Raw genomic sequence first — 15,367 nt, 5'->3', positions numbered from 1 at the left:
TTGCCCGCCGCGTGAGGGGTGTGGGGGTTAAGTTTATCGCGAGTTCCGCACGAACAGGAGGCCACTTAATGTGGCCTCCGTCGTGAGCAGGACTGTAGAGCAGGAAACTTAACCCCCACACCCCTCACGCGGCGGGCAAACTCGCCTTGTGCTCTATCACGCTAAAGTGTATGATTCTGAACGTTACATGACTCACTTTACTTAGCTAAAGTACCATCAAGGGGGAATACCATGAATACCGATATGTCTCGTCGTCAGTTTGTTGGTCTAGCCGGCTCGCTCGCCACGGTGCTTGGCCTTGGTCTTGTCGGCTGCGGCGGTGGTGCCGACAAGGGCTCCACTGCCGGCTCTGCTGCGGCAAAGGACGCCAAGGGCGCTGTGGAGTCTAAGAAGCTCGTGGTGGGCTTTGACAAGTCCTATCCTCCGTATGGCTTTGTGGGCGACGATGGCGAGTACACCGGCTTTGATCTCGATTTGGCCAAGGCAGTTGCCGATAAGCAGGGCTGGGAGGTCAAGTACGAGGCCATCGACTGGGACGCCAAGGATACGCTGCTCAACTCGGGTGCCATCAACTGCATCTGGAACGGCTTTACCATGGAGGGCCGCGAGGACGACTACACGTTCTCCGAGCCGTACATGCTCAATGAGCAGGTGCTGGTGGTTAAGAAGGATGCGGGCATCAAGAATTGGGACGACCTTGCCGGTAAGACCGTGATTACCCAGACCGATTCTGCCGCGCAGGATGTGCTAGAGGGTGACCAGAAGGATCTGGCGGCGACGTTTGCCACGCTCGATACCATCGGTGAGTACAACACGGCTTTTATGCAGCTCGAGAGCGGCGCGGTCGATGCGGTGGCTTGCGACCTTTCGATCGCCCAGTATCAGCTTGCCGCCAAGCCCGATGCCTATACGCAACTTGACAAACCGCTGTCCAGCGAGCACTACGCCGTTGGCTTTAAGAAGGGCGATACTAAGTCGGCCGACGCCGTGACCGAGTCGCTTAAGGCGCTCTATGAGGACGGTACAGTCAAGGACCTGTGCGACAAGTATGCGAGCTATGGCCTGTCCTTCGATAACTGGGTTTTGAAATAGCCACAGCACCCAACCTTGCGGCTCCAACCCTCCTCGCGTACCAAAGTACGCTTCGTCGGGCTTGTCGCTCGCAATCTTGGGCACTGTGCCTATTTCAATTAACACCTGCTGTTCTGTTGCTGTGAAAGAGAGCTTGGGTTGTCTATTCAGGTCATGATGCAGATGCTTGGCCAGGGTTTCTTGGTCAGTTTACAGTTGTTTTTGCTCACGCTGTTGGGCTCGATTCCCTTGGGAATTCCCGTGGCGTTTATGCGCATGAGCAAAATCGCGCCGCTGCGTTGGATTGCGCGCATCTACATTTCGGTCATGCGCGGTACGCCGCTCATGCTGCAGATGTTTGCCATCTACTTTGCTCCGTATTATGTCTTTGGTATTTCGCTCACGCCCGATTCCAAGTGGACAGCGTGCGTTGTGGCATTCATCATCAACTATGCCGGCTACTTTGCCGAGATCTATCGCTCGGGTTTGCAGTCTATCCCGCGTGGTCAATATGAGGCCGCCGAGGTGCTGGGTTACTCACGCCTGCAGACGTTTTTGTACATTGTGATGCCGCAGGTCGCCAAGCGCATTTTGCCGGCGATGGGCAACGAGATCATCACACTGGTCAAGGACACGTCGCTGGCGTTTGCCATCGGCGTGGGGGAGATGTTCTCGACGGCCAAGGCACTGGTTGCCTCGCAAGTGAGCATGGTGCCGTTTGCGATTGCGGCACTGATCTACTGGGTCTTTAACTTTGTGGTCGAGATGCTGCTGGGCGCCGCCGAAAAGCGACTTGACTACTACCACGACTAGCCTGTTCCGTCGTGCTTTTCAAACACATGGAGGTTCCCGTGTCCGGAACGGTAATGAATATAACGAGCGCGCGCAAGGCGTTTGGTGGCAATGAAGTGCTCAAGGATATCTCGCTCGAGGTAAAGCGCGGCGAGGTCGTGGCGATTATCGGACCTTCGGGCGGCGGTAAGTCAACGCTGTTGCGCTGCGCCACGCTGCTCGAGACGCTTGACGGCGGCTCGCTTTCGTTTGGTGATCTAGCCGTTGCGACGGATGCGGGATCGGGCACGGTGTATGCGAAAGGCGATGTGCCCAAGCAGGCGCGCTCGCGTTTTGGCCTGGTGTTTCAGAACTACAATTTGTTCCCGCACTATACCGTGATGAAAAACATTACCGACGCTCCGATCCGCGTGCTCAAGCGCCCGCGCGAGCAGGTCGAAGCACGTGCGCGTGAGTTGATCGCGCAGATGGGGCTTACGGGCAACGAGAACAAGGTGCCATGCGAGCTTTCGGGCGGTCAGCAGCAACGTGTGAGTATTGCGCGCGCCTTGGCGCTCGATCCAGAGATCTTGTTCTTCGATGAGCCGACCTCGGCACTCGATCCCGAGCTAACGGCCGAGGTGCTGCGCGTCATTAAAGACCTTGCCGCGCAGAATATGACGATGGTGATCGTGACCCATGCGATGCAGTTTGCGCGCGATGTTGCCGATCGCGTGGTCTTTATGGACGGCGGTCGCATTGTAGAGGAGGGTCCTGCCGAGCAGGTTATCGGCCATCCGCGCGAACGGCGCACGCGCGAGTTCCTGAGCCGTATCGAGGGATAGGCTCAGGTAGACATTGAGGCGAAACCGCTGCAGGTCTTATGGCCTGCGGCGGTTTTTATTTGCGCCGATGGGGCTTAATAACCGCCTCAGGCGTTTGCCCCTCCTCTCGCCGCCCGTATTCATACGTGCGCCGAAAGGTGTGCATGGACAGTTGCCCGCGAGGGTAGGGTGGTGGCATAGGACATTTGGAGGGTGAGCCGGATCGGCTGCCGACCATGCTGCTCCCGGGACGGCATCGACCGCGAACTCTCCCCGTTGGCGTCGCGCATTGCGCGCGGCCCTGCAAGGAGGTCATCATGGGTGCTCCCAAGACCGGCAATGTAAGGAACGTGGTGCTCGTAGGCCAAGGTGGGGTGGGCAAGACTTCACTCGCCGAGGCCATGCTCCACCTTTCCGGCAAGACCGCCCGCCTGGGCGGCCACGACGGCACCAAGCCCACGCTCGACTATGACCCCGAAGAGGTCAAGCGTGCGTTTTCCATCTCGACGACCATTGCGCCGATCGACTGGAAGGGTGCGCGCATCAATGTGCTCGATGCCCCGTGCTACCCCGATTTTATCGGCGACGCCTTTGCCGCGATGAGCGTCTGCGAGACGGCTCTGTTTGTGGTCGACGCCGAGGCCGGCCCGCAGCCTACGACGGTTAAGCTCTGGTATGCCGCCGAGGACCTGCGTCTGGCGCGTGCGGTGTTCGTAAACCGCCTGTCGCGCTCCGAGGCCAGCTTTGCGACCACGATGGACCTGCTGCAGGAGCGCTTTGGCACGCGCCTGGGCGCCGTGACCCTTCCCTGGGGCGAGGGCGAGGACTTTGACGGTATCATTGACCTGGTGCGCATGAAGGCGCGCCATTGCAACGGCGCCGAAGCCGTTGAGTCGGAGATTCCCGAGGAGTATCGTGCCCAGGCCGAGGAGGCCCATGACCATCTGTGCGAGCTGGTGTCCGAGGCTGACGACGAACTGATGATGAAGTACTTGGAAGGCGAGGAGACGCTGACGCAGGAGGAGCTTGAAGGCCTGCTGTCGAAGGCGATCGCCGAGCGCATCTTTGTGCCGGTCTTTGCGGGCGATTGCATTAAGGAGCAGGGCGTCAACTCGCTGATGGACGACATCGCCACGTACTTCCCGGCGCCGACCGACTATGGTGAAATGCCGCTCATCGACGGTGATTCGCTCAAGATTTCGAGCGATGATGACCGCCCGGTGGCGTTTGTGTTTAAGACCCTGGCCGATCCTCAGCAGGGTCGCATCAGCTTCATCAAGGTGCTGACGGGCACGCTTGAGCCGGGCCTTGAGCTGATCAACGCGCGCACCCGCAAGAGCGATCGTCTGGCTCACCTGTATGTGATGTGCGGCCGCGACATGACCGAGGTCGGTCACGCCTATGCCGGCGATATCATCGTGGCGCCCAAGCTGGCGGCCGAGACGGGCGATACGCTCTCGATTACCGGCAAGGTCGAGGCTGCGGCGTTTAAGTTCCCCAACTCGCAGTACCGCATCGCCATCGAGGCCGAGAATCGCGGCGACGAAGAGAAGCTCTACACGTTTATCGAGAAGGCATGCAAGGCCGATCCGACCATGAGCATCGACCGCGACGAGGAGACCGGCCAGACCATCATTTCGGCGGTGGGCGAGGCGCAGGTTTCGGTCCTGCTCAATCGTCTTGAGGACCGTACCAAGGTCGCGGCCAAGAGCGTGCCGATTCGCATCCCGTATCGCGAGACCATTCGCCGCACGGCAACTGCCCAGGGCCGCCACAAGAAGCAGACCGGCGGCGCCGGACAGTATGGTGACTGCTGGCTGCGCGTAGAGCCGCTCATTGGGCCCGACGGTACGAGCGACGGCTATGAGTTTGTGGACGAGGTCGTAGGCGGCCGCATTCCGCGCTCGCTGATCCCTGCCGTGGACAAGGGCGTTCAGGAGACCATGAAGGACGGCATCATTGCCGGCTACCCGCTTACGGGCATTCGCGTGGCTGTGTACGACGGCTCGTATCACAGCGTCGACTCCAACGAGATGGCATTTCGCGCGGCGGCTCGCATCGGCCTGCGCAAGGCATGCGCCGATGCCGACCCGGTGGTGCTGGAGCCCATCGAGGAAGTCACGGTGACTATCCCCGAGAGCTACGCCGGCGCCGTGATGGGCGACATCTCGGCATCGCGCGGTCGCGTGACAGGCATGGAGACCGATGAGCGCGGCGACACCGTGGTCATCGCCCAGGCGCCGCTGGCCGAGCTGACGGATTACTCGACGCGTCTGCGCTCTATCACGCGCGGCACGGGCGACTTTACCATGAAGCCCGCGGGCTATGAGCAGGTGCCTTATGACGTTCAGGCCAAGCTGGTCGAGCGCTATGAGGAGGGCCGTGCCAAGTAGCGTTGGGCGTTGCCTGTAACATACATGCCGATTCAAGGGCCGCTCTGGGCAATCCAGGGCAGCCCTTTTTGATCCCTGGGGGATGGAGGAAAACGGTTCATTTTAAGTTTTGGGGCAGCTTGGCCGGCCCTAGTCTCCCGAGGCCTGATTGCGGCCGGTAGCGTAGTCGATCTGCACATGCGGCTGCAGGTTGTAGCAGTACACGTGGAAGCACAGGGTCTTGCCGTGGTCCTCGACCGATTGCGCCTCAAGACGCACGCCACGGCAGACGAGTTCCTCTTCGTTGTACATGGGCGTGACACGGTAGAGCACATGGTTGCCCGTCTCGCGGATGTAGCCGAGAATCTGCTCCTCAAATGGCAGCATGCCCGTTTCGTTGAGATAACGCGTGCCGGTGAGGAGATTCTTGCGGTTGGCGTTTTCGCCGCAGAGCGACCAGGCGATGAGGTGACAGCGGTTGTAGAGGCTCTGGCCCGGAATAAAGTCGTAGCGCTGCTGGCGCCATCCGGCGGGATGGATACGCGAGATATCGCCGCGCTCGCCTTGACCGAGCGATTCGGGGCCCACGCAAGCGAGCGCTTTGCGGGTGCGGCCCAGGCTGTCGAGCTTGGAGAACTTCTTAAAGCAGCCCTCTTCGGCGGCGTGCTCGTATTCATCGAGCGTGAATGATGGTGTGCCCAACGGGTGCGTGCTGTCGGCTCGCAGGGCAACATAGGGGTTACCCGCGTAGTCGGGAATGCTGCTGAGGTATACGCCGCGGGCGCGGTCGAGATTGGGGTTTTCGACCTCGTCGATGGGGGTGGCGGTGCTGTCCGCGGAAGCGTCATCACCGGTGTCGGGTGCGGCGGAATGTGGCTTGTCGCCAGAGTTCGGGCTGTTTTGGGAGTCTGTGGAGTTTGCCGTTCCCGATTCGAGTCGGGCAACCAGGTCTGCCTCGTCGTCGGTGCGGCTGGGTCTCTCGTCTTGCTTCTCGGCCAGGGCTATCGCCTGCTCATCACTTTGCGGCGAGAGCAGTCTGGGCGCCCCGTCGAGCGATCCCGTAAACAGCGCAAACCCCAGCACCACAGCGGTGCCGATAGAAAGTGCTTGCTTGTAGGCGGACTTGCGCGACATGGGGGCTCCTGGTTAGTCGGTTGCGAATCTACCAGTCTAGCAGGAGACGCCGCAGGTCGTTTCCCAGATAAAACCTGCCAAAATAAACCTGCCCCTTTTTGGTAGGCTATTGATTCATGTAGCGAAAGCCAAATATGATATATACGTTATATACAAGCTGTAAAGCGCGGTAGAGTGACGGTAACGAAGGCCGTGCAAGCCGATGAAGGGACCGATATGATCAAGGCTGTCATTTTTGACATGGACGGAACGTTGGTCGATACCGAGCGTTTGGACGTGAGGGCATGGAAGGTGGGCGCTGCCGAGCTGGGGATTGCGATTGATGATGAGCTGGTCCATCAGTTTATCGGTCGCTCGATGCCTGATGTCAGGGACATCCTTGAGGAGCATTACGGCAGCCGCGAAATCGTCGAGACGGTCGAAGCCCACTACAGGGATGCTCTCGACGAGATGGTCAAGACCGATCTGGAGCTTAAGGCCGGCGCCGCCGAGTGCCTGGACGAACTGCTGGCTGCGGGCTATCACGTGGGCCTTGCGACGTCGTCGCGCCGCGTTGCGGCCGAGCGCAACCTTAAGACGGTCGGCCTCTTTGATAGGTTTGAGACGGTGACCTGCAACGAGGATACCCTGAACGGCAAGCCCGATCCCGAGATCTACCTGCTCGCCTGCGATCGCGCGGGCTTTGCTCCCGAGGAATGCGCCGTGGTCGAGGACTCACGCAACGGCTGCGTCTCAGGCATCACGGCCGGCTGCCATGTCTTTGCCGTTCCCGATATCGTGCCGTTGCCGCAGGACGTGGCGGACGGCTGCGAGGCCGTGCTCGATACGCTGTTCGATCTGACGGCGGCGGTCAGGGCCGTGCGCTAAAGGTATGCGCCGAGGCTGATGACGGTGGCTTCGGCGTGGCCCCGCTTGCGTTTTCCCAGATAAAACCTGCCAAAATAAACCCGTCCTCTTTTGGCGGGTTGGCGGGGTAATGCCCGCCGCAACTTATGGCACGGTTGGGATGTGTACGCTTTAAAGAGCGGAGCCCATGGTTAGAGAGATGCGATCGTCTCTCTAAACGTCTCTCTAAAGAGAACGTCGGTTAGAGAGATGGCCTTAGGTAATCTAGCAGTGAATTCGATACATCTCTCTAAATTTCTCTCTAAAAGAAGGTGCTCATCTCTCTAAAGTTAGAGAGATATACTAAGCTTTAGAGAGATAAATCTATTGTTTTAGAGAGACGGAATGCCAATGCTGTTGGATGAACCTCTTGGCCTTATCGTTGAGCGCCTTCGCAGGCGGGGGACCGATGACGCATCGGTAGAAGTTAAAGCCTGCACGAATAAATTGAGTGCAGACGTATGGGAGACAGTGAGTGCTTTTGCGAACACTGCGGGCGGGCTCATTATTTTGGGCCTGAACGAAGCCGAAGGATTTGTTCCTTCTGCCAACTTTGCTATCGACAGGGTGCGCGACCAGTTTGTTTCGGGTATCGGAGACGGAGGCTCAGCGGCGGTGGTGACCCATGCGCCACGGTATGAGCTTGATCGAGGCGAGGTCGACGGGCTCCAGGTACTTCTGGTGCGCATCTTTGAACTTGAGCTCAAAGCGAAGCCATGCTATATCGGCGCGCGCGGCGTGCAGAACGGTAGCTACAAGCGCGTGGATGATAAAGATATCAAGATGTCGCCCGCTGAGCTATATGAGCTACAGAGTGCGTTGCTTCCGAGCGATGCAGACGGTACGGTGGTTTCGGAGGCAACAGTCGAGGATTTGGATCCAGATGTCGTGCGGTCCATTATCGCAAATCGCCGGCTGCAGACCCCGCGCGTTTTGCGCGGGGCCGATACGCTGGAAAAGCAGCTGGCCAGACTCAATATCACTACAAAGGATGGAGCTGTGAAGCTCGCGGGGCTGCTGTCGGCGGGAATCTACCCCCAGCAGTTCTATCCTAAGCTGATGATCGATGTCGCCGTTCATTCCGATGTGGAAAAATCTGCTCCTGGGCAACCCCGGTTTATTGACCGCCAGTTGTGCGATGGCCCGATTCCGGCTTGCATCGAAGATGCCCTCGCTGCGATCGGACGAAACTTGCGCAAAGCGGCGATAGTGCGAGGCGCTGGTAGAAGGGAAGATTGGGAAGTACCCCAGGAGGTTTTGCGCGAGGCCTTGGCGAATGCCTGCATCCATCGAGAGTATTCGCCCATGTTTGTGGGGCAGGCCGTGAGCGTCGATATCTACCCAGACAGAATAGAGATCAAAAACCCCGGCGGGCTTTGGGGCGGAAAGACGGTGGACAATCTTGCGGACGGGGAATCGCGCTGCCGAAACCCAAAGCTCATGAGTCTGATGGGGGCGACGCCGTTAGAGCATGCTGAGGGGGCTGTTGCGGAAAGTCAGGGATCTGGCATCCCGGCTATGATTCGCGAGATGGAGTCTCGTTCGCTTGGCAGGCCGAAATTTATCGTTAAGGCCGATTCGTTTACGGTGCTGCTTTCCCGGCACGGGGCGGAGCTTGCTGAAAACCGCATGTGGATTCAGGGCCATGTGGACACCGAACTGACGCATCGCGAGGAAACATTGCTCATGTTTATGCGGGAGCATGGGTGCGTATGCGATGTTCAAAAAATACGAGAGGCTTTGAAGTGGGATTCGGATGACATTCGCCTGATCTGCGGGGGCCTTGTCGATAAACATGTCCTGTCAAAATGTGGCAAAGACACGTTTGAAATTATCGATATGAGCAGAGAATTGTCAGCTTCGACGGCGGATAGGATCCTGGAGGCTCTCAGCGCCGGAATGGATATGACGGCGCGAGAAATAGCGGTTGCATCGGGGGTTAAGATTTCGTCCGTCCGTTACCATCTGCCAAAAATGGCGGATAAAGGACTCATTGAAGTAATGGGTTCATCGACGAGCCGCAACCGCCGCTATCGGAAGAGGTAGATGCGGCTGAGTCGCCTCTCTTGTGTCTCTCGAAGTAGATGGGTGCTAGAGGGGCGACTGCCTCGTGATATTTCCCCAGATAATACCTGCTAAAACAAACCTGCCCCTTTTTGGCAGGTCAGTTAACGCAGTGCAGGTTGAGCATATGCGAGCGAGCGGGCTCCGGGTGCGGTAAGGTGACGTGAAACAAGCGGGCGCTGACCTTTTGGTCGCGCCCGTGAAGTTGAACGTCAGATTGCCGTGCCCGGAGCCCGCGCAGCGCCGAGCAGTTACGCCGTTTGTAAAACGGCGTAACCTAAAGGTTCATGTTGCCGTGGATGTAGGGGGTGACCTCGGGGGAGATGTGGGCGCAGCCCAGCTCGCGCAGCGCGGACTCGATGGCGGCGGGCAGCGGGGTCTTGCCCTCGGCATTGACGGTAGCACCGCCGAGAGCGGCAATCTTGGCGACATCTGCGTGAGCGGCTTCGATACGCATGCAGTCGCCGACCAAGCGCGCGCGTACCTGCGCCAGACCAAGATCGTGCAGGTAGTCCTCGCAGGCGCGGATTAAATCGACCTTTTCGTGCGTAAGTTCCTCGCCTGTGGGGACGCGCGTGGCAAGACAGGCTCCCGCCGGCAGGTTCCAAACGGGATAGCCCCATGCGCGCAACAACTCGCGCTCTTCGTCCTTGGTAAAGCCGACCTCCATAAGAGGGGAGCGTACGCCGAGCTCTTTGGCAGCACGCATGCCGGGACGGTAGTCACCGCGATCGCTTGCATTGCTGCCATCGATGACGGTGGGAAAGCCGAGCGATTTAGCGTGGTTGACGATGGCGGTAAAGCCGGCGCGCTTGCAGTGGTAGCAACGGTTGGCGTCGTTGCAGGCTACTTGGGGGAGCTGCAGCTGATCGACCGAAAGATTGAGCACGGGGAGCTTAAAATGCGGTCCCTCATTGGTTTGCCTGTCAACGGATCGCTCAAACGAGGTCTGTTCGGGCGTGCCGATGAGCGGCGTGGTGAGGTGAACGAGAAGCGTGCTGGCAGGCATGATGCGGGCGCAGACCGCGGCCAAAAAGCTGCTGTCGACGCCACCGGAAAAGCCGATGGCGACGCGTCCGTATGCCAAAAGCAGCCGCTCGAGCGCCGCGAGTTTGTCCTGAAGCTCCTTTGCAGGTGCGGTAGTGTCTGAAAGCATAAAACAATCCTTACCATTGAGTACTCGGTCGAAAACTATAATCCTATCGGACTGCTCGTCATCTGACTTCTGCCTATGTAACGATAGTGCAATATGCTATATACGTCATATACAAGTTTGTAAAGTGCGCTAGAGTGGCCGTAATGCAATCCGGTGAGGGGACCGATATGATCAAGACTGTAATTTTTGACATGGACGGAACGCTGGTCGATACCGAGCGTTTGGGCATCAAGGCATGGAAGGCGGGCGCTGCCGAGCTGGGGGACGCGATTGATGATGCGCTGATCCATCAGTTTATCGGTCGCACGCTGCCCGATGTCATGGACATCCTTGATAAGCATTACGGCAGCCATGAAACCACCGAGGCGATCTATGTTCGCCACAAGGAGATTCGCGACGAGATGGTCAAGACCGATTTGGAGCTTAAGGCCGGCGCCGCCGAGTGCCTCGACGAGCTGCTGGCTGCGGGCTATCACGTGGGTCTAGCGACGTCGTCGCGCCTCGCTACGGCCGAGCGCAACCTTAAGATGGTCGGTCTTTTTGACAAGTTTGAGACGGTGACCTGCGGCGAGGACGTCGTGCACGGCAAGCCCGACCCCGAGATGTATCTGCTTGCCTGCGAGCGCGCGGGCTTTGCCCCCGAGGAATGCGCTGTGGTCGAGGATTCGCGCAACGGCTGTGTCTCGGGCATCACGGCCGGCTGCCATGTCTTTGCCGTCCCCGACATTGTGCCGCTGCCGCAGGACGTGATGGATGGCTGCGAGGCCGTGCTCGATACGCTGTTCGACCTTACGGCGGCGGTCAAGGCCGTGCGCTAGACAGCTGCGGCGTTGAAACGGGCAATTGCCCACATTTACGCTTAAGCATAAGGGGTCCGGCAATGGCCGGGCCTCTTTTGCTTAAGCTGCGTTTTGGCATACTGGTCGACGTGCTATAGATACGCGCCCAGGTTGATGGCGGTGGCTTCGGCTTGGCCGCTTGCCTGGGTACTGGTGCGCTCGAGCAGGAACGGCCGTACGAGTTCTTGGCGGTTGATGTCCTCGGTTGCCGTGACCGCGGTGACGGTGCGTGCGGCGGAGCCGATACGGACGCGTTTGGTTTTTGTCGGCGCCTTGCTCTCGATTTGCTCCACGAGCAGCTGCACGCCCTTGCGGCCAATCTCGTAGCCCGGGGGTGCTACGGTGGTGAGCGGTACTGCGCCGCTCCATGCAAGCGGGTTACCGTCGCAGCCGGCCACGCGAACTTGCTTGGGGACGGAGATGCCTTTGTCGATCAACGCCGAGATAACACCCGAGGCCAATACGTCGGTTAGGCCGATGACAAAATCCGGACGCTCGTCAGCAGAGCGCTCGGCAATCTGGGCGCCGATGCCGTAACCGTCGGCAGCGGTATTCCATTCTCCGGCGTCAATGACCTCAATTTTGATGTCGGGATGAAGGGCGAGGGCCTTGTGAATGCCAAGCACGCGCAGGGTGAGCTGCATAAATGCCGCTCTGCCCACAACGGTGATATGGCGTGCGCCGCGGGCGATGGCGAGCTCGGCGATAATGCGCCCCTGCGCCTCGTTGTCGGCGGCCACGTAGTAACCGGGCTCAGAACAGTGGATGTCCAGATGGACAATCGGCACGGGCATCTTGGCCATGGCGGGGTGCCAATCGGGGGATGCCATGGGCTGAACCATGACGCCGGACATCTGCGTGCCCATAAAATAGCGCAGGTAGTGGTCTTCGAGAATATCGTCGTTATCGGCGTTGGCGATAAGCAAGTCGTAACCGTGCTTGCGGGCCTCGTTATGGGCGCCGCTGGCAATTTGGAGCGAGAAGCCGTGGTCGAGACGGGGGAGGACCAGGCCAAAGGACTTGGTGGTTCCTCCTGCGAGCTGGCGGGCGCTTTGGTTGGGCAGGTAGCCAAGGCGATTGATGGTCTCGTTGATGAGTTTGAGGGTCTCGGGGCGCAGCTTTTCGGGATGGTTGAGCGCGTTGGATACCGTGCCCAGCGAGACCCCGGCCTCGCGCGCGACGTCGCTGATTTTTACCTTTGCCATAGCGGCCCCTTTGATGCGTTTCAAGTACAAGCCAGATTGTAGCATCGCCCGTCCCTAGGGTGTCAAAACCTGCCAATTAGGGACAGGTTTATTTTGGCAGGTTTTATCTGGGGAAACGCTATTGCCAACGCGACCACCACGAAGGGGACAGGCACCTTTGTGGCGGTTTGGACCGGCTGAACGTGTGTGCATCGGGTGGTATCTAAGTTGAGATACCACTTCTGGTATATCAGCTTGCGCTTGCGTGAGTACAATACTCGAACGTTATACGTCTCAGCGCCCCTTGTGTGCGGACGTTTTACAGTCACGCGAGCGAAGGGATTTATCCTATGTGCGGAATTGTCGGCTACACCGGCTCTGATATTGCAAAGAACATCCTTGTCACGGGCCTTAAGCGTATGGAATATCGCGGCTATGACTCCTCGGGCGTCGCACTCGAGGTGGGCGAGGGCACGGCGGCTCACCTCGACGTCATTCGCCGCGTGGGCAAGGTCGCGGGCCTGGAGAGCGAACTTACCAATGTCGACAGCGACGCCACCTGCGGCATCGGCCACACCCGCTGGGCTACCCACGGCAAGCCCTCCGTTGTCAACGCCCATCCCCACACCAGTTGCGACGGTCGCATCGCCATCGTCCACAACGGCATCATCGAGAACTTCGCCGAGCTGCGTGAGGAGCTGGAGGGCCGCGGCCATCACTTTAAGAGCGAGACCGACACCGAGGTCTTTGCGCACTTGATCGAAGAGGCCTATGCCGAGACACACGACCTGATGGCTTCTGTGCGCGAGGCCTGCACCCACGTGGTGGGCGCCTATGGTTTGGCCGCCGTTTCTGCCGATGAGCCCGGCGTGATCGCCGTGGCCCGCAAGGACTCCCCGATTGTGGTCGGTGTCGGCGAAACCGGCTCCTACGTTGCCTCCGACGTGATCGCGCTTATCGATGCCACCCGCGATGTCGTGGTGCTCGAAGACGGTCAGTTTGCCAAGCTTACGCCCGCAGGCGTCGAGTATACCGACGAGGCTGGCAACGTGATTGAGCCCAAGCTTACCCATATCGACTGGGACCTGGATATGGCCGAAAAGGGCGGTTATCCCGACTTTATGCTCAAGGAGATCCATGAGCAGCCTCGCGTCGTGCGTGATACCCTGGTGGGCCGCATGACCCCCGCCGGTGAGCTCGATATCGACGAGCTGGGCCTTTCGCTCGAGGAGCTCAACGATATCGACCGCGTGTATGTGATTGCCTGCGGCACCAGCTACCATGCCGGACTTATCGCCAAGAACCTTATTGAGGGTTGGGCTCGTATTCCTACGGAGGTCGAGGCGGCAAGCGAGTTCCGCTATCGCAACCCCATCATCACGCCGACGACGCTTGTCGTGGCCGTGTCCCAGTCGGGCGAGACGGCCGACACCCTTGCCGCCATTCGCGATGCGCGCATCAAGGGCGCCAAGGTCTTTGGCATCACCAACGTGCTGGGCAGCCCGGTGGCGCGCGAGAGCGACGGCGTTATCTACACCAAGGCCAACAAGGAGATTGCAGTTGCCTCGACCAAGAGCTTCATCGGTCAGGTCGTGAGCCTTACGCTTTTGGCCCTGCTGCTGGCGCAGGTTAAGTACCGTCTGACCACCAAGCAGGCGCGCATGCTGTTCCGCGAGCTTTCCGATACGGCCGAGCAGATCCAGTGGATCCTGGATACGCAGACCGAGGCCGTGCACGAGGCCGCGCTTGTCTGCAAGGACGCGCAGTCTGCATTGTTCGTGGGTCGCGGCATGGGCGCCGCCATTTCCTACGAGGGCGCGCTCAAGCTCAAGGAGGTCAGCTACCTGCATGCCGAGGCATATGCTGCCGGCGAGATGAAGCACGGCCCTATCGCGCTGATCGACCCGGGTTTCCCCGTTATCGCGGTTGCAACCAAAAGCGCAACATACGACAAGACGGTGTCGAACCTCATGGAGTGCAAGGCGCGCGGCGCCAAGGTCATCGTCGTTGCTACCGAGGGCGACGAGGAAATCAACAAGATCGCCGACTGCATCATTCGCGTGCCGGCCGTCCGTGACGTATTCAGTCCCATCACGGCGAGCGTTCCGCTGCAGCTGCTCGCCCGCGAGGTTGCCATCCTGCGCGGTTGCGACGTTGACCAGCCCCGCAACCTGGCCAAGAGTGTCACAGTAGAGTAATCGAGTTCCTACGTCCTAACAACTAAGGCCCGGCTTCGTTGCAGCGGAGCCGGGCCTTGTTGCATTTGCCCAGATAAAACCTGCCAAAATAAACCTGTCCCTTTTTGGCAGGTTAGCGGAGCTTGCTGGTCTCGAAGTACTCGGGATATTGGTCCAGGACCTCGGTCTGGTTGCGGAACATCATATGCAGGTGCTTGCTGACCAAAAAGCTTGCCTCGATAGGATCGCGACCGGCGATGGCGCGGCGGATTTGCTTGTGCTCGTTAACAATCTCCTGATTGTCGAGCGCCTGCGTAGCGGCGCGCAGCCAGCGGAAACGCTCCAGGTCGGCATTGGTCGCCTCGAGCCACGACCACACGGTGCTGCGGCACGCGATGCTAAAGATCATGCGGTGCATGAGGTTGTCGCTTAAAAAGAAGCCGATGCGGTCCTCTTCGGCCATGGCTTTTTCCTGCAGCGCGATGGCTCGGTCGAGCTGCTCGATGCCTACCGAGGTGGCACGGGCGCAGCACTCCACAATCACCTGCTTTTCCAGGTGTTCGCGAATGTAGCAGGCACTCTCGGCAAGGGTGAGGTTGATGGGCGAGACATAGGTGCCGCTTTGGGGCACGGTGCGCACTAGGCCCTCTTGCGCCAGACGCACCAGTGCCTCGCGCACAGGGGTGCGCCCCATATCTAGGTCGTCACAAAGCTGCTTGACGCCCAACTTTTCGCCCGGCTTGTAGTCCAGGTAGACTATTTTGCGTCGAATGGTGTGGTAGGACTGGTCCTGTAGGCTCGTTTCCTGCTCGCCGACGTGCATCGATTCTTCCATAGTGCCTCGCAACTGTTCTATCACACTCATATGTCAGTTGTTAATTATGCCGCGA

The 15,367-nt window shown here is 59.3% G+C and carries 12 protein-coding genes; 8 read left to right on the top strand and 4 right to left on the bottom strand.

The genetic code is table 11. From position 1 onward, the window contains the following. The first annotated feature begins 231 nt into the window (after nucleotides 1-231). From ACTQ1S_RS08150 to ACTQ1S_RS08135, 4 genes are all read left to right on the top strand, one after another. Entirely contained in the window at nucleotides 232-1,092 is an 861-nt protein-coding gene (locus ACTQ1S_RS08150; RefSeq protein ID WP_441546548.1) for a transporter substrate-binding domain-containing protein, read from the top strand. 138 nt (nucleotides 1,093-1,230) lie between these two features. After that, nucleotides 1,231-1,884 (top strand): amino acid ABC transporter permease, encoded by a 654-nt coding sequence (locus ACTQ1S_RS08145; protein WP_441547484.1) that lies wholly within the window; start codon nucleotides 1,231-1,233, stop codon nucleotides 1,882-1,884. A 53-nt stretch (nucleotides 1,885-1,937) separates the two neighbouring features. After that, on the top strand, nucleotides 1,938-2,687 hold the full coding sequence (locus tag ACTQ1S_RS08140) for an amino acid ABC transporter ATP-binding protein (RefSeq protein WP_195838601.1): 750 nt from the start codon (nucleotides 1,938-1,940) through the stop codon (nucleotides 2,685-2,687). 296 nt (nucleotides 2,688-2,983) lie between these two features. After that, the gene (locus ACTQ1S_RS08135) at nucleotides 2,984-5,059 is read left to right on the top strand and encodes an elongation factor G (protein ID WP_441547483.1); all 2,076 of its coding nucleotides are present in this window, start codon (nucleotides 2,984-2,986) and stop codon (nucleotides 5,057-5,059) included. A gap of 129 nt (nucleotides 5,060-5,188) precedes the next feature. On the opposite strand, the gene ACTQ1S_RS08130 is transcribed toward ACTQ1S_RS08135, so the two are convergent. Beyond that, complete coding sequence (locus ACTQ1S_RS08130; RefSeq protein WP_441547482.1) at nucleotides 5,189-6,172, bottom strand: DNA/RNA non-specific endonuclease; 984 nt, start codon at nucleotides 6,170-6,172, stop codon at nucleotides 5,189-5,191. Nucleotides 6,173-6,388: 216 nt separating this feature from the next. Here ACTQ1S_RS08130 and ACTQ1S_RS08125 point away from each other — a divergent pair, with 216 nt between their 5' ends. Both ACTQ1S_RS08125 and ACTQ1S_RS08120 read left to right on the top strand, forming a co-directional pair. Next, a complete protein-coding gene (locus tag ACTQ1S_RS08125; RefSeq protein ID WP_441547481.1) occupies nucleotides 6,389-7,039 on the top strand; it encodes an HAD family hydrolase in 651 nt (216 codons plus the stop codon). A gap of 369 nt (nucleotides 7,040-7,408) precedes the next feature. Continuing rightward, nucleotides 7,409-9,103 (top strand): ATP-binding protein, encoded by a 1,695-nt coding sequence (locus ACTQ1S_RS08120; RefSeq protein WP_195838602.1) that lies wholly within the window; start codon nucleotides 7,409-7,411, stop codon nucleotides 9,101-9,103. Nucleotides 9,104-9,398: 295 nt separating this feature from the next. Here ACTQ1S_RS08120 and ACTQ1S_RS08115 read toward each other — a convergent pair whose 3' ends face one another. After that, the gene (locus ACTQ1S_RS08115; RefSeq protein WP_441547480.1) at nucleotides 9,399-10,277 is read right to left on the bottom strand and encodes a hypothetical protein; all 879 of its coding nucleotides are present in this window, start codon (nucleotides 10,275-10,277) and stop codon (nucleotides 9,399-9,401) included. Between the two features lie 167 nt (nucleotides 10,278-10,444). Here ACTQ1S_RS08115 and ACTQ1S_RS08110 point away from each other — a divergent pair, with 167 nt between their 5' ends. Beyond that, nucleotides 10,445-11,095 carry an HAD family hydrolase gene (locus tag ACTQ1S_RS08110; protein ID WP_441547479.1) on the top strand — a complete coding sequence of 217 codons (651 nt, stop codon included), beginning with the start codon at nucleotides 10,445-10,447 and terminating at the stop codon, nucleotides 11,093-11,095. Nucleotides 11,096-11,208: 113 nt separating this feature from the next. Here the strand turns inward: ACTQ1S_RS08110 and ACTQ1S_RS08105 are convergent, their stop codons facing one another. Next, nucleotides 11,209-12,321: a LacI family DNA-binding transcriptional regulator gene (locus ACTQ1S_RS08105; RefSeq protein WP_441547478.1), complete on the bottom strand. Its 1,113-nt coding sequence runs from the start codon at nucleotides 12,319-12,321 to the stop codon at nucleotides 11,209-11,211. Nucleotides 12,322-12,650: 329 nt separating this feature from the next. Between ACTQ1S_RS08105 and glmS the strand changes: the two genes are divergently transcribed. Next, complete coding sequence (gene glmS, locus ACTQ1S_RS08100; protein ID WP_427728812.1) at nucleotides 12,651-14,498, top strand: glutamine--fructose-6-phosphate transaminase (isomerizing); 1,848 nt, start codon at nucleotides 12,651-12,653, stop codon at nucleotides 14,496-14,498. A 112-nt stretch (nucleotides 14,499-14,610) separates the two neighbouring features. Here glmS and ACTQ1S_RS08095 read toward each other — a convergent pair whose 3' ends face one another. After that, the gene (locus ACTQ1S_RS08095) at nucleotides 14,611-15,312 is read right to left on the bottom strand and encodes a GntR family transcriptional regulator (protein ID WP_427719781.1); all 702 of its coding nucleotides are present in this window, start codon (nucleotides 15,310-15,312) and stop codon (nucleotides 14,611-14,613) included. Nucleotides 15,313-15,367: the final 55 nt, after the last annotated feature.

It is taken from the genome of Collinsella sp. LCP21S3_D3 (assembly GCF_052118305.1).
Classification (GTDB): Bacteria; Actinomycetota; Coriobacteriia; order Coriobacteriales; family Coriobacteriaceae; genus Collinsella.
The sequence above is the reverse complement of the archived record's forward strand: the minus strand, read 5'-3'. Positions and strand labels throughout refer to the sequence as shown.

Bases quoted from the DNA above. Each gene is read 5' to 3' on its own strand.
- ACTQ1S_RS08150 (WP_441546548.1), top strand. From the start codon at position 232: ATGAATACCGATATGTCTCGTCGTCAGTTTGTTGGTCTAGCCGGCTCG.
- ACTQ1S_RS08140 (WP_195838601.1), top strand. From the start codon at position 1,938: ATGAATATAACGAGCGCGCGCAAGGCGTTTGGTGGCAATGAAGTGCTC.
- ACTQ1S_RS08135 (WP_441547483.1), top strand. From the start codon at position 2,984: ATGGGTGCTCCCAAGACCGGCAATGTAAGGAACGTGGTGCTCGTAGGC.
- ACTQ1S_RS08130 (WP_441547482.1), bottom strand. From the start codon at position 6,172: ATGTCGCGCAAGTCCGCCTACAAGCAAGCACTTTCTATCGGCACCGCT.
- ACTQ1S_RS08125 (WP_441547481.1), top strand. From the start codon at position 6,389: ATGATCAAGGCTGTCATTTTTGACATGGACGGAACGTTGGTCGATACC.
- ACTQ1S_RS08120 (WP_195838602.1), top strand. From the start codon at position 7,409: ATGCTGTTGGATGAACCTCTTGGCCTTATCGTTGAGCGCCTTCGCAGG.
- ACTQ1S_RS08115 (WP_441547480.1), bottom strand. From the start codon at position 10,277: ATGCTTTCAGACACTACCGCACCTGCAAAGGAGCTTCAGGACAAACTC.
- ACTQ1S_RS08110 (WP_441547479.1), top strand. From the start codon at position 10,445: ATGATCAAGACTGTAATTTTTGACATGGACGGAACGCTGGTCGATACC.
- ACTQ1S_RS08105 (WP_441547478.1), bottom strand. From the start codon at position 12,321: ATGGCAAAGGTAAAAATCAGCGACGTCGCGCGCGAGGCCGGGGTCTCG.
- glmS (WP_427728812.1), top strand. From the start codon at position 12,651: ATGTGCGGAATTGTCGGCTACACCGGCTCTGATATTGCAAAGAACATC.
- ACTQ1S_RS08095 (WP_427719781.1), bottom strand. From the start codon at position 15,312: ATGGAAGAATCGATGCACGTCGGCGAGCAGGAAACGAGCCTACAGGAC.